Source organism: Sphingobium rhizovicinum, from assembly GCF_042647625.1.
In the GTDB taxonomy this organism is placed as follows: domain Bacteria; phylum Pseudomonadota; class Alphaproteobacteria; order Sphingomonadales; family Sphingomonadaceae; genus Sphingobium; species Sphingobium rhizovicinum.
Map to the genome: position 1 here is coordinate 2,912,588 of NZ_JBHRVU010000004.1, position 19,664 is coordinate 2,932,251.

Annotated in this window: 22 protein-coding genes; 9 read left to right on the forward strand and 13 right to left on the reverse strand. The window is 65.6% G+C overall.

The genetic code is table 11. From position 1 onward, the window contains the following. Positions 1-47: 47 nt before the first annotated feature. Together ACFOKF_RS15175 and ACFOKF_RS15180 are read left to right on the forward strand one after the other, a co-directional pair. Positions 48-1,316, forward strand: coding sequence for an aminotransferase class V-fold PLP-dependent enzyme (locus ACFOKF_RS15175; protein ID WP_380796676.1), 1,269 nt, complete (start codon positions 48-50; stop codon positions 1,314-1,316). Positions 1,317-1,340: 24 nt separating this feature from the next. Continuing rightward, positions 1,341-1,775 carry a RidA family protein gene (locus ACFOKF_RS15180; RefSeq protein WP_380796678.1) on the forward strand — a complete coding sequence of 145 codons (435 nt, stop codon included), beginning with the start codon at positions 1,341-1,343 and terminating at the stop codon, positions 1,773-1,775. A 69-nt stretch (positions 1,776-1,844) separates the two neighbouring features. Here ACFOKF_RS15180 and ACFOKF_RS15185 read toward each other — a convergent pair whose 3' ends face one another. The 7 genes from ACFOKF_RS15185 to ACFOKF_RS15215 form a co-directional block, all read right to left on the reverse strand. Beyond that, positions 1,845-2,036, reverse strand: a complete 192-nt coding sequence (locus ACFOKF_RS15185) for a Trm112 family protein (RefSeq protein ID WP_380796680.1) — start codon at positions 2,034-2,036, stop codon at positions 1,845-1,847. Beyond that, on the reverse strand, positions 2,033-2,647 hold the full coding sequence (locus ACFOKF_RS15190) for an LON peptidase substrate-binding domain-containing protein (protein WP_380796682.1): 615 nt from the start codon (positions 2,645-2,647) through the stop codon (positions 2,033-2,035). The genes ACFOKF_RS15185 and ACFOKF_RS15190 overlap by 4 nt, the downstream gene beginning before the upstream one ends. Positions 2,648-2,652: 5 nt before the next feature. Then, positions 2,653-3,564: a tetratricopeptide repeat protein gene (locus ACFOKF_RS15195; protein WP_380796684.1), complete on the reverse strand. Its 912-nt coding sequence runs from the start codon at positions 3,562-3,564 to the stop codon at positions 2,653-2,655. 87 nt (positions 3,565-3,651) lie between these two features. After that, positions 3,652-4,500 (reverse strand): MipA/OmpV family protein, encoded by an 849-nt coding sequence (locus ACFOKF_RS15200; protein WP_380796686.1) that lies wholly within the window; start codon positions 4,498-4,500, stop codon positions 3,652-3,654. 67 nt (positions 4,501-4,567) lie between these two features. Next, positions 4,568-4,921, reverse strand: a complete 354-nt coding sequence (locus ACFOKF_RS15205) for a DUF2141 domain-containing protein (RefSeq protein WP_380797824.1) — start codon at positions 4,919-4,921, stop codon at positions 4,568-4,570. Positions 4,922-4,998: 77 nt separating this feature from the next. Next, positions 4,999-5,727, reverse strand: coding sequence for a sterol desaturase family protein (locus ACFOKF_RS15210; RefSeq protein WP_380796687.1), 729 nt, complete (start codon positions 5,725-5,727; stop codon positions 4,999-5,001). Between the two features lie 37 nt (positions 5,728-5,764). Next, positions 5,765-6,655, reverse strand: coding sequence for a prephenate dehydratase (locus ACFOKF_RS15215; RefSeq protein WP_380796689.1), 891 nt, complete (start codon positions 6,653-6,655; stop codon positions 5,765-5,767). Between the two features lie 173 nt (positions 6,656-6,828). Between ACFOKF_RS15215 and ACFOKF_RS15220 the strand changes: the two genes are divergently transcribed. Next, entirely contained in the window at positions 6,829-7,449 is a 621-nt protein-coding gene (locus ACFOKF_RS15220) for a c-type cytochrome (protein WP_380796691.1), read from the forward strand. A gap of 33 nt (positions 7,450-7,482) precedes the next feature. Beyond that, positions 7,483-8,052 (forward strand): GNAT family N-acetyltransferase, encoded by a 570-nt coding sequence (locus tag ACFOKF_RS15225; RefSeq protein ID WP_380797825.1) that lies wholly within the window; start codon positions 7,483-7,485, stop codon positions 8,050-8,052. A gap of 124 nt (positions 8,053-8,176) precedes the next feature. On the opposite strand, the gene ACFOKF_RS15230 is transcribed toward ACFOKF_RS15225, so the two are convergent. After that, the gene (locus ACFOKF_RS15230) at positions 8,177-9,211 is read right to left on the reverse strand and encodes a S66 peptidase family protein (protein ID WP_380797826.1); all 1,035 of its coding nucleotides are present in this window, start codon (positions 9,209-9,211) and stop codon (positions 8,177-8,179) included. A 2-nt stretch (positions 9,212-9,213) separates the two neighbouring features. Beyond that, complete coding sequence (locus tag ACFOKF_RS15235) at positions 9,214-9,657, reverse strand: cupin domain-containing protein (RefSeq protein WP_380796693.1); 444 nt, start codon at positions 9,655-9,657, stop codon at positions 9,214-9,216. A gap of 57 nt (positions 9,658-9,714) precedes the next feature. Between ACFOKF_RS15235 and dapE the strand changes: the two genes are divergently transcribed. After that, on the forward strand, positions 9,715-10,854 hold the full coding sequence (gene dapE / locus ACFOKF_RS15240) for a succinyl-diaminopimelate desuccinylase (RefSeq protein WP_380796695.1): 1,140 nt from the start codon (positions 9,715-9,717) through the stop codon (positions 10,852-10,854). A gap of 45 nt (positions 10,855-10,899) precedes the next feature. Here the strand turns inward: dapE and ACFOKF_RS15245 are convergent, their stop codons facing one another. From ACFOKF_RS15245 to ACFOKF_RS15260, 4 genes are all read right to left on the reverse strand, one after another. Continuing rightward, positions 10,900-12,585: a putative bifunctional diguanylate cyclase/phosphodiesterase gene (locus ACFOKF_RS15245; RefSeq protein ID WP_380797827.1), complete on the reverse strand. Its 1,686-nt coding sequence runs from the start codon at positions 12,583-12,585 to the stop codon at positions 10,900-10,902. Positions 12,586-12,679: 94 nt separating this feature from the next. Beyond that, entirely contained in the window at positions 12,680-13,225 is a 546-nt protein-coding gene (locus tag ACFOKF_RS15250) for a Smr/MutS family protein (protein WP_380796697.1), read from the reverse strand. A gap of 3 nt (positions 13,226-13,228) precedes the next feature. Continuing rightward, positions 13,229-14,476 carry a murein transglycosylase A gene (mltA, locus tag ACFOKF_RS15255; protein ID WP_380796699.1) on the reverse strand — a complete coding sequence of 416 codons (1,248 nt, stop codon included), beginning with the start codon at positions 14,474-14,476 and terminating at the stop codon, positions 13,229-13,231. Between the two features lie 19 nt (positions 14,477-14,495). Further along, the gene (locus ACFOKF_RS15260) at positions 14,496-15,149 is read right to left on the reverse strand and encodes a Tim44/TimA family putative adaptor protein (protein ID WP_380796701.1); all 654 of its coding nucleotides are present in this window, start codon (positions 15,147-15,149) and stop codon (positions 14,496-14,498) included. 242 nt (positions 15,150-15,391) lie between these two features. Here ACFOKF_RS15260 and secB point away from each other — a divergent pair, with 242 nt between their 5' ends. The 4 genes from secB (at position 15,392) to ACFOKF_RS15280 (ending at position 19,571) form a co-directional block, all read left to right on the forward strand. Next, on the forward strand, positions 15,392-15,892 hold the full coding sequence (gene secB / locus ACFOKF_RS15265) for a protein-export chaperone SecB (RefSeq protein WP_380796702.1): 501 nt from the start codon (positions 15,392-15,394) through the stop codon (positions 15,890-15,892). Between the two features lie 141 nt (positions 15,893-16,033). Next, complete coding sequence (murJ, locus tag ACFOKF_RS15270; RefSeq protein WP_380796703.1) at positions 16,034-17,608, forward strand: murein biosynthesis integral membrane protein MurJ; 1,575 nt, start codon at positions 16,034-16,036, stop codon at positions 17,606-17,608. A 20-nt stretch (positions 17,609-17,628) separates the two neighbouring features. Further along, entirely contained in the window at positions 17,629-18,675 is a 1,047-nt protein-coding gene (gene trpS / locus ACFOKF_RS15275) for a tryptophan--tRNA ligase (RefSeq protein ID WP_380796705.1), read from the forward strand. Positions 18,676-18,914: 239 nt separating this feature from the next. After that, positions 18,915-19,571 carry a DUF4136 domain-containing protein gene (locus ACFOKF_RS15280; RefSeq protein WP_380796706.1) on the forward strand — a complete coding sequence of 219 codons (657 nt, stop codon included), beginning with the start codon at positions 18,915-18,917 and terminating at the stop codon, positions 19,569-19,571. The last annotated feature ends 93 nt before the right edge of the window (positions 19,572-19,664 follow it).

Sequence of the window (19,664 nt, forward strand, 5' to 3'; positions counted from 1 at the left end):
TCCGCGCAGGACCGGCCCTTTTGCTATGGGAGGGAGGAGACAGGATCATGCGTTTCAGCCGCCGCGACGCCATCGCCGCCGCCATGGCCGCCCCGATCGCAGGACAGGCCGTCCGCGCAGCCTCCCCTCCGTCTGCCCCGAGCCTTCCCGATAAAGCCAGTTTTGCGCCAACCCCGATCGCCTATCTCGACAGCGCTTCGACCCATCCCGTCAGCCTGGGCGCGCGCGCGGCGATGGACGCCTATGTCGCGGGCCGCACACTGGACCCGGCGGCCGCTGCCCGTCCGCCCGTCGACCGCGCCGCCACCATCGCCAAATTCGCCCGGTTGGTGCATGCCGACCCGGACGAAGTGACCTGGGTTCAATCCACCACCATGGGCGAACAGGCAGTGCTGCGCGCGCTGGGCTTTCCCCATGATGGCGGCCGCATCGTCACCGACACGCTTCATTTCTACGCCGGTTTCCCCCTATATCTGGAACTGACCAAACAGGGGGTGGATGTCGCCTGGGTGCAGGCGCGCGACGGCCGCATCGCGATGGAGGACATGGCCAGAGCGATCACGCCCGGCACGAAACTGGTCAGCCTGTCGCTCCTGTCCACCTATAATGGCTTTCACCACGACTTGAGGGCGGTATGCGATCTGGCCCATGGCGTGGGCGCCCTTGTCTATGCCGACATCATCCACGCGGCCGGCGCCGTGCCGGTGGACCTGCATGGCAGCGGCGTCGATTTCGCCGCCTGCGCCACCTATAAATGGCTGATGGGGGATTTCGGCCTTGGCTTCCTCTATGCCCGGCGCGGCGTGCTGGACGCGCTGCCACGGGCCGATTTCGGCTATTATGGCTTTTGCGCGCCAGACGCGGCGCCCGGCATCGGCCTGTCGCCCCCGCAAACCCATATCTATCCGATGGACCCGCCCGGTTCCGGCGCGCCGGTCAGCTATGGCGTCCGCCCCGGCGCGCTCGGCCATTTCGGCACCGGCACCTATGCCCAGTCGGTCGTCGCCGCCATCGACCATGGGCTGGATTATATCGGCCGGGTCGGCGTGAGCGCGATCCAGGCCCATGCACAGAGCCTGATCGCGCCGTTGCGCGAGGGGCTAAGCGACAAGGGCTATCGCATCATCACCCCGCCGGGAACGCAAGGCCCGATACTGACCGCCCTGCACCCTGACGCAAAGGCGCATCTGAGCGCGCCGCTGGCGAAGGCGCAGGTGCGCATTTCGCTGCATGATCATCATTTCCGCATTGCCCCGTCGGTCTTCAACGACAAAAATGACGTGGACCGCCTGCTAGCCGCGCTGCCACGCGCCTGATCCTGTATTTGTAGGGAGAGATTTATGAAGCGCCTGCTCCTCACCGCCCTGTTGCTGGCAATGCCCGTCGCCGCATCGGCCCAACCCGCCCCCGCTCCGCAACCTCTGCCGGCCAAGCTGCCTTTCTCCCCGGCGGTGCGGGCGGGCGACATATTGTTCCTGTCGGGCCAGATCGGACAGGTGCCTGAGGGGATGGACCGGCACAAGGAAGGGTTTGACGCGGCGGTGAAGGGCGCGATGGATTCGATCGGCCGGATATTGAAGGATAATGGCCTGGACTTCGGCCATGTCGTCAAATGCACAGTGATGCTGGGCGATATGGCCGACTGGCCCCGGTTCAACGCGGCCTATCTTCCCTATTTCGACGGCAAGCGCCTGCCCGCGCGCAGCGCCTTTGGCGCCAACGGCCTTGCGCTGGGCGCGCCGCTGGAAGTGGAGTGCATTGCGTCATTCAAATGAGGGGTGGCGTATGCTTTCGGCGCGCTTACCCTCATCCAACTTCGCCTAACCGGGAGAAGGATGCGGGTTTCAGATCGCCAATGCTTCGCGCACCACCAGCACGGGCACGCCATCGCGCACCGGATAGGCAAGGCCCGCCGCGTCGGACAGCAATGCACCGCGCGCCGCGTCCCAGCGCAACGGGGTACGCGTCACCGGGCAGACCAGCTTGGCCAGCAGCCAGGGATCAATCGGCGCGGTAGCGGTCGCAGCATCGGTCATTGCATCGTCGCTCCGCCATCGCGTTCGATCCGGCCGGCAAACTGCATCAGCTGGATGATCCGTTCTGAGCGATCGGACAAGCTGTCCGCCTCCAGCAGCGTCTGTTTGGCGGCGGGATCGAAGGGCGCGATCTGGGCGATGCCGTTGACCAGCGCCGTGTCGTCCAGCCGCGACACCGCCGTCCAGTCCACCACATAGCCCAATATGTCGGCAAAGCGTCGCGCTTCCTGTTCCAGCGCGGCCCGCTCGATGGCGGACAGCACCTCATCCTCCTGCGGGGCCTGTTCCACATCGGCCTCGATCTGCCGGAACTGGGTGGCCACCGGCAGTTCGCGCACCAGCCGGAACCGCGCCAGCCCGGTCAGGATGATGTTGAACCGGCCATCGTCCAGCGCCTCGATATGGCTGACATGACCCAGGCAGCCCACATCGAACAGCGGCGGCACCGGGCCTTCCCCGCGCGGCTGGATCATGCCGATGCGCCGGTCGCGCGCCATCACATCATGGATCAGCGCGCGATAGCGCGGCTCGAAAATGTGCAGCGGCAACTCCATGCCCGGCAGCAGCAACGCGCCGGACAGGGGAAAGATAGAGACGCGCGTAACGGGCATCGGACTTAGGAAAACAGGATCTGCGACAGCTTGCGCCGCTGCGCCGCAACCCAGGGATCTTCCAGACCGACCGCCTCGAAAATCTTGAGCAGCTGGGCCTTGGCCGCGCCGTCATTCCAGGCCCGGTCGCGCCGCACGATTTCCAGCAGCGCCTGCGCCGCGCCATCGCGATCGCCATTGCCCATCAGCCCTTCGGCCAGTTCGAAACGCGCGGCATGATCGTCGGCATCGGCGGCGACCCTGGCTTCCACGCCCGACAGGTCGGCCACCGGCTTTGCATCGCGGGCCAGCGCCAGCGCGGCGCGCGCCTGACTGATCGCGCCATGTTTCGCCACATCTTCAGGCAGCACGCCCAGCAGCGCGTCGGCTTCGTCCAGCTGGCCCAGCGCCACCAGCGCGCGAACCTGGCCCGACACGACTTCGGCATTGTCCGGGTCCATATCGGCAATCTGGGTGAAGACCGACAGAGCGCGCTCGAACTCGCCGCCGGCGAGCATCTCTTCGCCCATGGCGATCAGCGGGGCGACTTCCTGCTTCAGCGCCTTTTCATCGGATTCGATCGGCAGTTGCGACAGCAGCTGGTCCAGATATTGGCGCAGCTGGCCTTCGGTGCGCGCCTGGCTGAGGTCCGCGACCGGCTGGCCCTGGAACACGGCATAGACGGTCGGGATGGACTGGACGCGGAACTGGCTGGCGATGAAGCCATTTTCGTCCACATTCACCTTGACCAGCTTCACGCCCTTGGGCGCATATTCCTCGCACACCTTTTCGATCACCGGGGCGAGCTGCTTGCACGGGCCGCACCATTCGGCCCAGAAGTCGACGATCACCAGGCTGGTGCGCGACGGATCGACCACATCACGGCGAAACGCCTCCACGGCCGCCTTGTCAGCCTCGCTCAATCCCAGGGTCGCCACGCTCTAATCTCCTGCTGTCCATGCGGGTTCGCCCGCCACATAGACCGCAATATGGGGCGCGTCACCCTTTGGGTGCAAGGCGGCAGGTCAGAATGTGTAGCCGATGCCCACTGCGCCGACCCATTGGTTCTTCGATCCGGCGATCGAAACGACCGGCGAATCGGCATAGTCGCCCAGCATCCGCGAATAGCTGCCCGCGGCGAACAGCGCCCAGCCCTTGCGCAGATCGCCCGACAGCGACTTGCCGCCCGCCAGGCTGAGCGACACCCGCTTGAAGCCCGAACCCCGGCCGGCCGCGTCATAGGCGGGCAGGCCGCTGGCGACCGCCTCTTCCGGGCTGATGTCGAAATAGGTGCGGCCATATTTCTTGCCGACATATTCGGCCGACAGGCCCATGCCGACAAAGGCGGTGCGCGACAGCGGCGTCATATATTCGATCTGCGGCGTGACGACATAGCTGTCATGCGCGCCGGCCACATCCTTGGCCACGGCGACGCGGGCGGACAACATGTCATAGGGGCTGGTGATGACGCCGGTCTTGCCGATGCCGACAAAGCCGCCCACCTCCACCGCCACGTCGCGCTTGCCCAGTGCGCGCACGGCATCGTCGCGGATATTCTTGATGCTCGACCGGTCGAAGCGCACGGTTGCCATCGGTCCCAGTTCGAAATCCCATCCTTCGCCTTCGGGATCGGCGATGGCGTCGACATAGACGGATGCGCCGCGGGTCCAGAAACTATGGTCCTTCACCTTGCCCCGCACCTGCGGCAGGGGCAGCATGCGATAATCGTCGGACCCTTCATAGCTGGGGATGGCGGCGAGGCCCAGGCCGACCGTCAGGCTGCTATGCTGTTCTTCCTCCTGCGCGAGGGCGGGCGCGGCGAAAGACATGGTCGCGACGACGGTCGCGCCCAGCAGGCGGTGAAAGCGATGCATGAAATGACCCTGTTTTGCTGTTCAGGGTGGATAATGTTCTGAAGCGACTGGATGTTCCCCGGCGACGTCAGAGGAAATATTTGAGCTTTATATCCTGTTCCACCGCGCCGCCCGCGACCGCGAAGCTGGCCGACCGGAAGCTGGGCGCGCCAAAGCGCAGGACGGGATTACGCGAAAAGCCCACCCCTTCGCGCGGGATGCCGGCGAAGGTGTCCAGTTTCCCATTGCCATTTTCGTCATGGATGAGGGCGATGGCGTAAGTGCCGGGCGCCAGCTGGCCCAGCGGCACCGGGCCGCCCTTTGCCGGGACGATGAAATGGCGCTTGTCGGGGTCTTTGCTGCAATCGGGGAAGTAGGAGGGCAGACGGGCTACGCACACCAAAATCTGCCCCTTTGTCGAGCGCAGCCCCGCCAGCGCCATGCTGAGCGGCTGGGGCTGGCCCACCGGGGCCGCGCCGATCAGGCCCGCCGCCGACGCGGCGAGCAACAACCAATGCTTCACGCCCGTCCCTTCACGAAATCGCCCAACCCCTTGTCGGTGCCGCATAGCCGGTCCCAGAATCGGAAATAAAGTCCATAATTACAACGATAAAGATCATGATGCCGCTGGTGGTGGCTGGCGGTGATCAACCAGCGGCCGATCGGCCCGCGCACCATCGCGCGCGGAAACATCTCCCACCCCATATGATTGCTGACGCCCATCACCGTCATGATCGTCAGCACGCATCCCAGCGCGGCGACATGGATGGGGATGAGGAAGACGAGCGCCGGGATCACCACCGCGCCGGTCAGCGCCTCCCACGGATGGAAACTCATCGCCGCCCAGGCCGTGGGCGGCCGGCTGGCATGATGAACGGCATGGGCGATGCGGAAGAGTTTGGGCCGGTGCATCCAGCGATGCGTCCAGTAAAACCATGTGTCATGCGCCATCAGATAGAGCAGCACCGACAGCGGCAACCACCAGAGCGGATAGGCGTCCACATCGCTGTAGATCCGCGTCCAGCCCCGCGCCTGCCAGCCCCAGGCGACCACGCCGGCCGGCACGCCATAGATAAGGGCGGACAGCAGCGACCAGCCAATCTCCCGCCCCATCTGCCCTTCCAGCCCCCGGTAGAGGCCCGGCTGGCGGATGCGCGTCGCCAGCGCGAAGCCGCCGCTCGCCAGCAGATAGCGCACGCCGACGATGGCGCTCATCGCGAGGGCGGACAGGAGGATGGCTGCGACCATGAAACGGCTATAGCCCCCTCACCGCCGGGCGCCACGCTTAAGTGCGGGGGCGGGCCTGACGATAGCTGCCCAGCTGCCGCACCCATTTGGTGTGGAATTCCAGTTCGGCGAGCGCGCGATCGACCGCCGGGTCGCCCGGCATCCCTTCGATGTCGCAGTAAAATTCGGTCGCAGCGAAGCTCGCCCCGCGCTGATAGCTTTCCAGCTTGGTCATGTTGACCCCATTGGTGGCGAAGCCGCCCATCGCCTTGTAGAGGGCGGCGGGGACATTCTTCACTTCGAACAGGAAGGTCGTCATCACCGGGCCGACATGGGGCGTGGGCAATTTCGGATCGCGCGACAGCACCAGAAAGCGCGTCATATTATCGTCGCTATCCTCGATATTTTCCGCAACCAGACGCAGGCCATAAAGTTCGGCCGCCAGATACGGCGCGATCGCGCCTTCGCCGGGCGTGCGCGTTTCGGCGACCAGCGCGGCCGCGCCCGCCGTATCGGCATAAGCGACCGGCTGAATGCCGCGTTCGCGCAGATAGTGGCGGCACTGGCCCAGCGCCTGCGGATGGCTGATCGCGCTTTTCACCGGGGTCGTGTCGGGCGCCATCAGGCAATGACGAATGCGCAGAAAATATTCGTCGATGATCGACAGGCCCGATTCGGGCAGCAGGAAATGCATGTCCGCCACGCGGCCGTGCAGGCTGTTTTCGATCGGGATGATCGCGCGAGCCGCCTGCCCGTTGCGCACGGCATCGATCGCATCCTCGAACGCGAAACAGGGCAGCGGCACGCAATCGGGCGCATAGCCGAGCGCGGCGAGATGCGAATTGGCGCCGGGCGCGCCCTGATAGGCGACGGCGCGGGCCGGATCGGCCGCAGCCTTGGCGGCGAGGTCCGCGACGATGGCGCGGGCGGGGGCGGGAAAGTTTTCCATTTACGCGCGTGCGCTTAGGATTTCCGGGGCGTGCGCGCAAGCATTGGCTTGGTCCGACAATGCAATAGGGATGAACCCGGCTTGCGCCTGCGCGTATCCCCCTTTATGGCAACGCACAAGAGGGGGCGCGTCCGACAGTCCCCAGAACATAAATCTTAGGGAAGACAAACGAAATGGGCGATCGTTTCAATACCGTGGCGGGCTGGGCTTTGTTTGCGGGGATCATCGCATTGGGCGGTGGGATCGTCAGTTCGAAATATTTCCATGCCGAACGGCCCGAGAAAATGGGCTATGCCATTGAAGGCGTCGAGACGGAGAGCGAAGGCGGCGACAGCGGCCCCAGCCTGAACAGCCTGCTGGCCAGCGCCGACGTGGCGGCGGGCGAGAAGGTCTTCGCCAAATGCGCGGCGTGCCACACCGTCAATCAGGGCGGCGCCAACGGCATCGGCCCCAATCTCTACGCCACGGTCGGCGAACCGATCGGCCAGGGCAAGGGCGGTTTCGCCTTCTCCGACGCGCTCAAGAGCAAGGGCGGCGAATGGAGCTTCGACAATCTGGATCACTGGCTGAAAAGCCCGCGCGAATTTGCGCCCGGCACCAAGATGACCTTTGCGGGCCTTGGCAATCCAGCGGATCGCGCCAACCTGATCGCCTGGCTGAATACGCAGGGTTCCAACCTGCCGCTGCCCGCCGCCGATGCGGCGCCGGCGGCTGGCGGTGAAGCGGCTGCGGCGGACAATGCGAGCAATGCTGCAGAAGCGCCGGCCGAAAACGCCGCCAACACCAGCGAGTAAGGCGCTATCGCCGCAGCGCTGCGCATCGAGGAACTGACGGGCGCGGCGCTGGCGGCCGCGCTCGACGCTCTGGCGGACCTGCGCATCGCCGTCTTTCGCGCCTTCCCCTATCTCTATGAAGGCGCACGCGCCTATGAGCGCGACTATCTGACCGCCTATGCCAACAGTCCCGGCGCGCTGATCGTCGGCGCCTTTGCCGGGGACCGGCTGGTGGGCGCCGCAACCGCCGCGCCGATGGCCGATCATGCCGCCGCATTCGCAGCGCCGTTCGAGGCGCGGGGGATCGACATAAAAGGCGTCTATTATTTCGGCGAATCGGTGCTGCTGCCCGAATGGCGCGGCCATGGCGTGGGCCACGCATTTTTCGACCGGCGCGAGGCGAAAGCGCGCGAGCTGGGCTTTGCCATGGCCAGTTTCTGCGCGGTCATGCGGCCGGCCGACCACCCTGCCCGCCCCGCCGACTACAGCCCGCTCGACCCCTTCTGGCGCAAGCGCGGCTTTGCGCCGGTCGAGGGGCTGACGGCGCGCTTTGGCTGGCGCGACGTTGGTGCAGAGCAGGACAGCGACCATGACATGCAATTCTGGGTCAAGGCGCTGGCCTGAAGCGTGATGACGTTAAACCAATCCAACACCCCCCGTTCGTTTCGAGCGAAGTCGAGAAACGCTCGCGCTGCGTTATCCGCTTCTCGACTTCGCTCGAAGCGAACGGGTCAAGGTAGAATCAGACCTAGGCGACCGCCGGTTCCAGCAGGCGGATGGTTCCCGTGCTGGCGTCCATTTCCGCCTGTACGCCGACGGGCAGGCTATATTGATCGGCGACATGGCCGAACTGGCCGCCCTGAAAGGCGGGGATGCCCAGCGGCTCCAGATGCTGTTGCAGCACTTCCGACAGGGTGAAGCCGCCATAGCTGGCCCCGGCCGCGCCGCAATCGGTGCATTGGCCAAAGGCCACGCCTTTGAGCTTGCCCAGCACGCCGGCCAGCTTCAACTGCGTCAGCATCCGGTCGATGCGATAGGGTTGCTCGCCAATATCCTCGATAAACAGGATCGCGCCGCTGAAATCGGGCAGCCAGGGCGTGCCCATCAGCGCCGCCAATACGGTCAGGTTGCCGCCCAGCAGCCGCCCGCGCGCCACGCCGGGGCGGAAGGTGCGGACGCGCCCGATGCGCTGCGCCAGTCGATCCTCATGCCCCTGCGGATTGGCGAAGGTCGGCGTTCCCGCATCGAAGGCGACGGCGCGGAAAGCGTCCCAACTATATTGGCCCCAGCGGCTGGAGGCGACCGGACCGTGGATGGTGGTGAAGCCCGCCTTCGCCGCGAAGGCGAGATGCAGGGCGGTGATGTCCGAATAGCCGATCAGCAGCTTGGGATTTTTACGGATCGTCGCGAAATCGAGCAGCGGCAGGATGCGCGCGCAGCCCCAGCCGCCGCGCACCGCAAACACCGCCCGCACATCGGGGTCGGCGAACATGGCGTTGACGTCGGCCGCGCGATCCGCGTCCGTGCCCGCCAGATAGCCATAGCGGTCGGCCAGATGCGGCGCATCCTTGGGCTTCAGCCCCATCGCCCTGATCGTATCGCGGACCAGATCAAGATCGAAGGCGTCGTCGGTGAAGCCCGCCGGTTCGATCAGGCCGACGGTGTCGCCCTCCTTCAACCGCGGCGGCCGCACCAGCCCGGGCGTTGCCGCCATGGCGGGCGCCTGCGCCGCCGCCAGCATCGCGCCCAGCCCCATCATCCATCCGCGCCGATCGGTCTGCATCATCAATAATTGCTCCCATCCTTGTGGCGGTAGGCTCCGCCCGACCAGAGAAGGTCGATATCCGCATAATGGCAATCCCCTGCCGGTGGACGCCCGAAGGCCAGAAACACGCAATCCGCATCGCTTTCGTTCAGCAGATGATGGCCATTCGGCTCTCCCTTCGGGAAGGCCGCCATGTCGCCGGGCCGCATCGGCGTGCGGGCGCCCTCTTCCACCAGCACCGCCCGTCCCGCGAGCAGGACGACGAACTCGTCCTCATCCTCATGCCAGTGGCGGTGCGAGGAGGCCGCGCCCGGCTTCAGCACGACATGGCTGACGCCGAAATCGGTGAGGCCGCTCGCCAGACCCAGCCGGCGCACCCAGCGCCCCGCCACGATCGCCGCATGATCGCCCGGATAGCCGGTGCTGTTGCTCTGAACGATGTCGTCCAGATCGATGCGGGGCATGGGCGGGGTCTCCTTCTGCCGCTGGCCAAGGGCGCAGGCTTTCGCTAACGCGGCACGATGAACATGACCAGCAGCAATGATGATGTGGTGGCGCTGGCGCAGCGTCTGCTCGCCTGTCCGTCCGTAACCCCGGCGACCGGCGCGGTCTTCGCCGAACTGGAAGCGATGCTGACGCCGCTGGGCTTCACCGTCGACCGCTTTGTCGTGGGTGAGGCCCCCGATGGCCCGGTCGAAAATCTGCTGGCATGGCGCACGACAGGCGCGGGGCCGCATTTCGCCTTTGCCGGGCATCTGGACGTCGTGCCGCCGGGGCCGGGTTGGGCCAGCGATCCTTTTGCGCCAGAGATTCGCGGCGACCTGCTCTACGGGCGCGGGGCTGTGGACATGAAGGGATCGATCGCGGCCTTCGTCGCGGCGCTGAGCGATCTGCCCGACGATCTGCCCGGCACGATCAGCCTGATCATCACCGGGGATGAGGAAGGGCCGGCGGTCTATGGCACACTGGCGCTGATGGACCGGATGGCGGCGCGCGAATTGCGCCCGGACATGTGCCTGGTGGGCGAACCGACATCGTCGCAGCGGCTGGGCGATGTGGTGAAGATCGGCCGGCGCGGGTCGGTGAATATGTGGATCAGGGTGGCCGGCAGCCAGGGCCATGTCGCCTATCCGCATCTGGCCGACAATCCGATCCCCAGGCTGGTGCGGATTTTGACGGCGATCGAAGCGGAAGTGCTGGACGAAGGGACCGACTGGTTCCAGCCGAGCAATATCGAGATTACCGATCTGGAAGTCGGCAACGCCGCCCATAATGTCATCCCCGGCGCGGCGACGGCGCGCATTTCGATCCGCTTCAACGACCAGCATAGCGGCGCGTCGCTGATCGAGCGGATCAAGTCGATTGCAGCCGTCGAGGGCGGCACGGTGGAGGCGCGGATCAGCGGCGAATCCTTTCTGACCCAGCCGGGCGCGTTCAGCGACCTGATCAGCGGGGCGATCCGCGATGTGACGGGGGTGGAGACGGAATTGTCGACCACCGGTGGCACATCCGACGCACGCTTCCTGTCACGCCTCTGCCCGGTGGCGGAATTCGGCCTCAATAACGCGACCATGCACAAGCTGGACGAAGCCGTCGCGGTGCAGGATTTGCGCGATTTGCAGCGCATCTATGCGCAGGTGGTGGAGCGGGCGCTGGGCTGACGGTGGCAGCAGGGCGGCCCGCAAAGCCGCCCAAACAAGCTCCCCCTACCCCGCATCCCGCGCCAGCAGGGACGGCTGGCCGGCAAACTGGGCCAGATAATCCTGCTCGCCCGTCGGGCGGGCAAGGTGATAGCCCTGGAACAGGGTGCAGCCGATGATGCGCAGCACGTCCATCTGCGCTTCATTTTCAATGCCCTCGACCACCACTTCCATCCCCAGCCCCTGAATCAGGCCGACGACGGCTGAACAGATGGTGCGCGCTTCGGCCGAAGTGGCGATGTCGCGCACCAGGCTGCGGTCGATCTTGACCCGGTCGACCGGCAGTTCGCGCAGGCGCGACAGGTTGGAATAGCCGGTGCCGAAATCGTCTATGGCGATGCGCACCCCGTCCTGCCGCAGCGCACGCAACTGATCCAATATGCGCGGGTCCATCTCCATCGCCAGCGATTCGGTGATTTCCAGCTCCAGCATCGCGGGCGGCGCGGCATGCGTGGCGATGGCGTGGCGCAGCCGCAGGAAGAAATCGGGCTGCCCCAGTTCGCGGGTGGAAATATTCACGGCAATCCGCTGGTCGACGCCCGCCTGCGCCCAGAGCGCGGCGGTGCGGCAGACCCGGTCCATCACCCAATCGCCCAGCGCGACGATGGCGCCGCTTTCCTCCGCCATCGGCACGAAAGCGCCGGGCATGACAAGATCGCGTTGCGGGTGCGCCCAGCGCACCAGCGCTTCGGCGGTGGTGGCGCGGCCGGTGGCGACATCGATCTGCGGCTGAAATTCCAGCAGAAATTCGTCGCGTTGCAGGCCGATGAGCAATTCGCGCTCCAGTTCGGCGCGATCTTCGGCCGCCAGCGCCAGCTCGTCGGTATAGATTTCCGCCCGGCCGCGCCCCTGATGCTTGGCATGATACATGGCGATGTCGGCCGCGCGCAGCAGATCGACCAGCGTGGCGCCATGGTCGGGATGGCAGGCAATGCCGATCGACGCGCCCAGTTCCACCTGCTGGCTGCCCAGATCGAAGCGTTCGCCCAGCGCAAACTGGATGGCGCGCGCTATCCGTTGCGCCGCCGCCCGGCCCGACAAATGGGGGAAGAACATCGTAAACTCATCGCCTGCCAGCCGGCCGACGACCGCGTCGCCGCTGCCGGCGCTGACCTGCGCCATCACGACTTCGCGCAGACGGCCTGCAACGCGCGCCAGCAACTGGTCGCCCGCCGCATGGCCCAGCGTGTCGTTGACCGCCTTGAACCCGTCCAGATCGATGAAGAAGAGGGCGGCCATGCCATTATCCTCGCGCTCCGCCAGCAGCCTTTCCACCTGACGGCAGAAGCTGGTGCGGTTGGCGAGGCCGGTAATCTGGTCGAACAAGGCCAGCGTCTGAACATGGTCCAGATTGGTGCGAACCTGACTGAACAGGCTTTCCATCGCCACCGACAGGTCGGGCAGTTCCTGACGGATGTCGGGGGACACCGCCGACTGGAGATCGCCATGCGCGGCGGACAGCAAGCGTTCGGTCGCCGCATCAATGGCGGTGGCGGTGGTGGCGATGGAGCGGCGAGCCGACGCCCAGCTCATGGTGCCGCACAATATGGCGATGATCAGCGAACGGCCGATCTGCAACAGATCATCCTGCGCACCCGCGCTGTAGCCCAGCACCAGCGACAGGATGAAGACCAGCGCCCCCGCAGCGCAGGCAAAGGCCGTGGCGCGGCTTTTCAACGTCACGCCCTGCATCTGCCTCCCTTCCCCCGCCATGGATCGACCCGCGATCACAGGGGTATGAAGGGCGGTGGTTAAGAAAAGGTCAGCGCGGCGTACAAAAAGCGGGTCATTTTTTGCGGCGCAAAATCAGGTAGAGCGCGCCGTCTCCGCCATGGCGCGGATGGGCGACGCGCACGCTGGCGATGCGATCGGCATAGGGGCTGGTTTCAAGCCAATGACCAATCTCTCCCCGGATCGCGCCGCGCCGCGCCTCCCCACCATTTCGGACAGTTTTTGGCGGTTTTCCGGTCACGACCAGCAGCACGCGGGCATCGCGCGACAGGGCCTGCGCCAATGCCTGATCAAGGCGCGCATGCGCCATGGCGAGCGTGTGACCATGCAGATCGATGCTCATGTCGGGAGTGATCGCGCCGCTACGGATACGCCGTTCCCACCCATTGTCGAGAACGGCGGCGGGGGTTCTGGACGGCGGTGCGACAAGCGGACGCTGGGGTACGGGCGTTAACCCTGTTTTGGCGGCAGGCGGCTCCGGCAGAGCGATCGCCGTGGCGGGCAGCGGGGCGGATCGTGCGCCAGGTCGGATCGGCCGGACGCTACGGATCAGGGCGTTCCAGAGCGCCTCCTCATCCTGGGACAGCCGTCGGCGGACCATCGGTCAGGGTCTGGAAAGGCGCGCCGCCGATCCGATCGGCAGCAGGATGAGCGCGCTGCCGCGTGCCGACATGCCGCCGGCAATGCCCCGCGCCCGCGCACCCGCGCCCCAGAAACTGTCGAAGCGATTGGCCCCCTTGATCGCGCCGCCGGTATCCTGCGCGATCCAGATGCCATTGGGTTCGCTGCGATCAAGCGAGAGCAGCACCGGGGCGCCGAGCGGAATGAATTTCGGGTCGGCCGCCACGGTCGCTTCGGGCGTCACCGGCACGCCCAGCGCGCCCAGCGGCCCAGCGCCGGTCAGTTCGCGGAAGAAGACGAAGCTCTTATTCTCGTTCATGATCGCTGCGCCCTCGACCGGGTGGGCGCGCAGATATTGCATGATGTCCTGCATGGACCCGGCCTGGATCAGGCCACGATCCTTCATCAGCTTGCCGATGCCGGTATAGTCGCGGCCATTCTGCCCGTCATAGCCGATGCGCATGACGCCGCCATCGGGTAGGTTCAGCCGGCCGCTACCCTGCACCTGAAGGAAGAAGAATTCGACCGGATCGGCCGCGAAGGCCAGTTCCAGTCCGCGCCCTGCGAGCGATCCGCCGACGATCTGGCTGCGATCGTCATAGGGGACGAATTTGCTGCCATTCACCTTGCCGCGGATCGACTTGCCCTTCAGGCTGTCGTTGAACTGGCCAAGGTCCACATCGATCAGATCGGTCGGGCGGCGATAGATGGGCACTTCATAGCCCGGCTGACGGGTGCGCGACCCGCCGATTTCCGGTTCATAATAGCCGGTGACGAAAGCGCCGCCATCACCCACCTGCACCGCTTCAAAATAGCGGGAGAAAAATTCGCTGGCCGACGCTTCAGGCCAGCTGGAGGCGGCGGCGCAGCTGTTGTTCCAGTCGGACCCACGCGTCAGGCCGCTCTGGTCGGTGCGGCGCATGAGCGTGGGGCAGGACAAGCGGAACGCCTGCAACGCCAGCCGCGCGCGTTCACCCGACGGGATCAGGCTGGCGATGTCGGGGCCTTTGGTGACGCCCAGACCAGCCGCCGTCGTCTGATCGAGCGCCGGTTCGGCGGGAAGTTCCACCGGCAGGGTGGGACGCGGGGTCGCGGGCGTGGGCCGGGTTGCGGCATCGCCCGATGGCGCGGGGCGGGTCGGCGCGGGGCCACCCTGCGGAATGACGCCACCGGCGCAGGCAGACAGCAATAGCGCCGCCAGCAGCGCAGCCCCCGATTGACGACGCATCATGCCCGGATCAGACCCAGAATCACGCTTCGTCGGTTTCGCTGAGCTTCCAGTTCGGGTCCGCGCTGCGAATGTCGCGGGTGAAGGTCCAGATGTCCTTCGTGCCGATCGCGTCGGTCAGCGACCCCGCGATGACATTGCCATCCTTGTCGCGGGTGACGGCGGCGATGTCCGCTTCGAAACGCAGGGCGATTTCGGCGATGCGGCCGTTGACGGAGGCTTCGACGATCTGCGCCTTGTCGATGCGGACCAGACGATTATCGAGCACATGGCCATCGGCTTCGCGCGCGGCGATGGCGTCTTCGAACGAGCCGAGCACATCGGCGTCGCAGAGCCATGCCAGTTCGTCGCGGTCGCCGCGCCAGAAAGCTTCCAGCACCATCTTGTAGGCGCTCTTCGCGCCGTCCACGAACTGAGGAACATCGAAGCTGCGATCAGCCGCGATCAGCGCGCGCACGCCGGTTTCGGCGGCGGGGGCGATCAGCCCTTCGGCCAGACGGACCGAATCGCCGCCATTCTGCGCCACCGGGCCGGGTTGCAGCACCGTCACCTTGGCGCGTTCATCGGCAGGACGCAGCGCAGGCTCCTGTTCATGGCCGGTGCGCTTGCCCAGCACGGAATAGAGCCGCAGCGCCAGAAAGCCGGCGATCATGGCGAGGATGACGATCACATACACGGAAGGCTATACCCTTTGCGTGGGGACAATGTTCCGGCCAACATAGGCATGTTTGCGCATAACTTCAAATAGCGGCTTATCCTGCATTTGTCCCTGATCGACCCGCCCCCTTCCCGGCCCTGCTTCCCGACCTTGCGCCATGGCCTGCGCCATTGCCCTGCCCTTTTGCCCCTGCTAAGCGCGCGGGTCAGCATGTCCGGGGCTTTCCGCCGCCGGACCGGATGGAAAGTCAAGGGAAGAGCATGGCCGACGAAGCGGATCACATCACCACCAATCTGGGCAATGGCGCCGACACCGGCCCGCAGATCGCGCTGATCAGCCAATATGTGAAGGATCTGTCGTTCGAAAATCCGAACGCCCCGGCCGTGTATCAGTGGCAGGACCAGCCGCAGATCGACGTCCAGTTCAACATCGGTGCCGAGCGCGTGGGTGACGAAGTGCTGGAAATCGCGCTGAAGATCGAAGTGAAGGCGGTTGCGCCGCAGGGCACCGCCTTTGCCGTGGAACTGCTCTATGCCGCGCTGTTCGGCATGCGCAACGTGCCCGAAGATCAGGTTCAGCCCTTCATGCTGGCCGAAGCGCCGCGCCTGATCTTCCCCTTCGCCCGCCGCGTGCTGGCCGATGCGATTCGCGACGGCGGCTTCCCGCCGCTGCTGCTGGAGCCGATCGATTTCGGCGCGCTGTACCTGCAACAGGCCCAGCAGATGGAAGTGACGTCGGGCGAGCCGGCCGGCCACGCCTGATTTAAGGATGTTACCTTCCTCCGTTCGCTCTGTTCAGGCTAGACACTTGTCTAGCGTGAATGTCGAAGGGCTGTCCTTTTCTTCCACAGAGAAGTGCGGGGCTTCGACAGGCTCAGCCCGAACGGAGTGGGGGTTCGTCATATGAAACTGGCCAAGGCCCTTGGCTCCGTCGGGGGGCTTACCCTCGCCAGCCGGGTGCTGGCGCTGGTGCGCGATTCGCTTGCGGCGCGCTATGTCGGCGCGGGCTTTGCTTCGGACGCCTTCAATGGCGTCGCCTTCCGCCTGCCCAACATGTTCCGCGCCCTCTTTGCCGAAGGCGCCTTTTCCGCCGCCTTCATTCCACTGTTCAACAAGAAGGCGGCGGGCGACGGCGGGTTGCCGGCGGGCTATGACTTTGCCGAGCGGGCGCTGGCGGTGTTGCTGCCGGTCCTGATCCTGTTCACCGCGATCCTGATCGCCGCCGCCTGGCCGATCACCTGGGCGCTGTCGGGCGGATTTTCGCGGCAGAACCCCACGGCGGAGCAATTCGCCTTCGCCGTAACGCTCTCGCGCATCACCATTCCCTATCTGGCGCTGATCTCGCTGGCCTCACTGCTGGGCGGCATCCTCAATTCGCTCGACAAATTCTGGGTCAATGCCGCAGCCCCCATCCTGCTGAACGTCGCGATGATCGCCGGGCTATGGTTCTTCCACGGCGCGGACGAATATGAAACGGCGCGGGTGCAGGCCATGTCAGTGACGATCGGCGGCGCATTGCAGCTGCTGTGGCTGATCTGGGCCTGCAAGCGGGCCGGCGTGTCGATGAAGCTGAAGCGGCCGCGGCTGGATGGCGACGTGCGCGAATTGCTGCGCAAGATATTGCCTGCCGCCGCCGGGGCTGGCGCGTCGCAGATCAACCTGCTGATCTCCACCGCTCTGTCGGGCTGGCTGCTGGCGTCCGGCTCCATCACCTATATCTATTATGCCGACCGGCTGAACCAGTTGCCGCTGGGGCTGATCGGCATCGGGCTTGGCACCATCCTGCTCCCCACCATTTCGCGCATGCTGTCCAAGGGGCAGGACGCCGAAGCGATGGAGACGCAGAATCGCGGTATCGAGCTGGCCCTGTTCCTGACGCTGCCCGCGACCGTCGCCTTCCTGACCGTGGCGGAGCCGATCGTGCGCGGCCTGTTCCAATATGGCCGCTTCACCCCCGACGATGCGATGCGGTGCGGCTGGGCGCTGTCGGCCTTCTCGATCGGCCTGCCATCCTACGTGCTGGTGAAGGTGCTGACGCCCGGCTATTATGCACGCGGCGACACGAAGACGCCGGTAAGCTATGCGATGCTGTCGATCGTCATCAATATCGTCGGCAATCTGGCGATGATCCCGACCTTGGGCCATATCGGCCCGCCGTTGGCGACCGCCCTGTCCTCCACCGTCAATGTCGCCATGCTCTATACGACATTGGTGAAGCGCGGCCATTTCGCCGCCGACGCCGGGCTGCGCCGCCGCATCCCCCGTCTGGCGCTGGCCGCGGCGGTGATGGGCGGGGCATTATGGGCGGGCGAAGACCTGCTCGATCCCTGGCTGACCGGGGCGATGGTGCAGCGCTATGTGGCGCTGGCGGTGCTGGTGGGCGCAGGCGTGGCGCTTTACGGGCTGGCGTCCGTCGTCACGGGGGCCTATCGGCTGTCCGACATCAAGGCGCTGATGCGCCGCAAAAGTGCAACCTGAAGAGAAGAACGGATCTAGTAATGCGCGTCCTTTCCGGCATCCAGCCCACCGGCAATCTGCATCTTGGCAATTACCTGGGCGCGATCCGCAACTGGGTGCGGATGCAGGATGAAATGCCCGCCATGGCCGCGCAAGCGGGCGTGGCAAACTCCGACAAAAACGCCGAGAGCCAGTGCTTCTTCTTCCTGGCCGACATGCATTCGATCACCGTGCATGAAGGGCGCGAACAGCGCATCCGCAACGTGCGCGACATGGCCGCCGCGCTGGTCGCCGCCGGGATCGACCCGGACCGCAGCGTGCTGTTCAATCAGGCGCGGGTGCCGGCCCATGCGGAACTCTGCTGGTTGCTGAACGGCACCGCGCGGATCGGCTGGCTCAACCGCATGACCCAGTTCAAGGACAAGGTCGGCAAGGATCGCGAAGGCGCGTCGATCGGCCTGTTCGTCTATCCGGTCCTCCAGGCGGCCGACATCCTGCTCTACAACGCCACCCATGTTCCGGTGGGCGAAGACCAGAAGCAGCATCTGGAACTGTGCCGCGACATTGCGACCAAGTTCAACACCGACTTCGGCGTCGACCTGTTCACCCTGCCCGCCCCGATCATCCCCAAGGAATCGGCGCGCATCATGTCGCTGCGCGACGGCACGGCGAAAATGTCCAAGTCCGACCCGAGCGACATGAGCCGCATCAACCTGACCGACGATGACGACGCGATCATGGCCAAGGTGAAGAAGGCCAAGAGCGATCAGGAAATGCTGCCCGAAACGGCCGAGGGGCTGGTGGGGCGGCCGGAAGCGACCAATCTGGTCGGCATCCTGGCCACGCTGACCGGGCGGACGACCGACGCGGTCTGCGCGGAATTTGCCGGCAAAGGGTTCGGCGCGTTCAAGCCGGCGCTGGGCGAAGCGCTGGTCGAGACGCTGCGGCCGATTCGCGAGCGCTTCCTGGAATTGCGCACCGATGACGCCGCACTCGACGCGATCCTGGACAAGGGCGCGGCCAGAGCGGCAGCGGCGGCCGAGCCGACCCTGCGCGCGGCCTACGACGCCATGGGTTTGATGCGCTGACGCGCTGGGGGCTTGATGCGCTGACGCGCACTGATGCGGCAAGGCGACAGGGGCTGTCCGAAAGGATGGTCCCTTTTTCTTTGGCTACGGAATAGCCGCCGCCGCATCGTCGTACATGCGGGAACATGGTTTTGCGCCCGTTCGATGGGTTCGTGCGTTCAAGCGATGTTCAGTTGCGTTTTGCTATCGCAAGAGGCAAATAGATAACAGGCGCATCGCCTGATACAGGACGTAAAAACATGGCTCGTTTCAACAAGATCGGTCTGTTCGCCGCGCCAGCCCTGGCGCTGGTTTCGCTGTCGGGCTGCGCAACCGGGTTCAAGGCGGATGTCGCCCGCTTCCAGCAACTCCCCGCCCCTGCCGGGCAGAGCTATACCATCGTCGCAGACGATCCGCGTCTGGCCGGCGGTCTGGAGTTCGCCCATTATGCCGATCTGGTCGGGGCGCGCCTCGCGCAGACCGGCTATGTCGCCGCCAGCGACCCTGCGCGCGCCGACTTGATCGTCCGTGTCGCCTATGATGTCGACAATGGCCGCGAGAAGGTGCGCTCCACCGGCTTTGGTGGCGGTTATGGCGGCGGCTGGGGCCCGTGGGGCGGTGGCTTTGGCGGTCGCTGGGGTCGCCCGTGGGGCTATGGCTTCTATGATCCCTGGCTGTTCGGCGGCGCGGGCTATAATGATGTGTCCAGCTACACCGTCTACACCAGCGACCTCAGCATGAAGATCGACCGCGCGGCCGACAATCGCCGCCTGTTCGAGGGCAAGGCGAGCGCCCAGTCGCTGTCGAACAAGCTGACCTATCTGGTCCCCAACCTGATCGACGTGATGTTCACCAACTTCCCCGGCCAGAGCGGGGAAAGCGTGAAGGTGACGCTGCCGCCCGAAAAGAAGGGCTGAGGCGCCTTTCGATTTCATCCAAAAGGCCCGGCGCTTTTCCGCAAGCGCCGGGCCTTTTTGCGTTCGGCCGGCGCTTGTCGGCTTCTCGACTTC

Excerpts from the sequence above, each read along its gene's own strand:
- ACFOKF_RS15175 (WP_380796676.1), top strand. The coding sequence starts at position 48 with ATGCGTTTCAGCCGCCGCGACGCCATCGCCGCCGCCATGGCCGCCCCG.
- ACFOKF_RS15180 (WP_380796678.1), top strand. The coding sequence starts at position 1,341 with ATGAAGCGCCTGCTCCTCACCGCCCTGTTGCTGGCAATGCCCGTCGCC.
- ACFOKF_RS15185 (WP_380796680.1), bottom strand. The coding sequence starts at position 2,036 with ATGACCGATGCTGCGACCGCTACCGCGCCGATTGATCCCTGGCTGCTG.
- ACFOKF_RS15190 (WP_380796682.1), bottom strand. The coding sequence starts at position 2,647 with ATGCCCGTTACGCGCGTCTCTATCTTTCCCCTGTCCGGCGCGTTGCTG.
- ACFOKF_RS15200 (WP_380796686.1), bottom strand. The coding sequence starts at position 4,500 with ATGCATCGCTTTCACCGCCTGCTGGGCGCGACCGTCGTCGCGACCATG.
- ACFOKF_RS15205 (WP_380797824.1), bottom strand. The coding sequence starts at position 4,921 with ATGGCGCTGGCGGGGCTGCGCTCGACAAAGGGGCAGATTTTGGTGTGC.
- ACFOKF_RS15210 (WP_380796687.1), bottom strand. The coding sequence starts at position 5,727 with ATGGTCGCAGCCATCCTCCTGTCCGCCCTCGCGATGAGCGCCATCGTC.
- ACFOKF_RS15215 (WP_380796689.1), bottom strand. The coding sequence starts at position 6,655 with ATGGAAAACTTTCCCGCCCCCGCCCGCGCCATCGTCGCGGACCTCGCC.
- ACFOKF_RS15220 (WP_380796691.1), top strand. The coding sequence starts at position 6,829 with ATGGGCGATCGTTTCAATACCGTGGCGGGCTGGGCTTTGTTTGCGGGG.
- ACFOKF_RS15230 (WP_380797826.1), bottom strand. The coding sequence starts at position 9,211 with ATGCAGACCGATCGGCGCGGATGGATGATGGGGCTGGGCGCGATGCTG.
- ACFOKF_RS15235 (WP_380796693.1), bottom strand. The coding sequence starts at position 9,657 with ATGCCCCGCATCGATCTGGACGACATCGTTCAGAGCAACAGCACCGGC.
- dapE (WP_380796695.1), top strand. The coding sequence starts at position 9,715 with ATGAACATGACCAGCAGCAATGATGATGTGGTGGCGCTGGCGCAGCGT.
- ACFOKF_RS15245 (WP_380797827.1), bottom strand. The coding sequence starts at position 12,585 with ATGCAGGGCGTGACGTTGAAAAGCCGCGCCACGGCCTTTGCCTGCGCT.
- ACFOKF_RS15250 (WP_380796697.1), bottom strand. The coding sequence starts at position 13,225 with ATGGTCCGCCGACGGCTGTCCCAGGATGAGGAGGCGCTCTGGAACGCC.
- mltA (WP_380796699.1), bottom strand. The coding sequence starts at position 14,476 with ATGATGCGTCGTCAATCGGGGGCTGCGCTGCTGGCGGCGCTATTGCTG.
- secB (WP_380796702.1), top strand. The coding sequence starts at position 15,392 with ATGGCCGACGAAGCGGATCACATCACCACCAATCTGGGCAATGGCGCC.
- murJ (WP_380796703.1), top strand. The coding sequence starts at position 16,034 with ATGAAACTGGCCAAGGCCCTTGGCTCCGTCGGGGGGCTTACCCTCGCC.
- trpS (WP_380796705.1), top strand. The coding sequence starts at position 17,629 with ATGCGCGTCCTTTCCGGCATCCAGCCCACCGGCAATCTGCATCTTGGC.
- ACFOKF_RS15280 (WP_380796706.1), top strand. The coding sequence starts at position 18,915 with ATGGCTCGTTTCAACAAGATCGGTCTGTTCGCCGCGCCAGCCCTGGCG.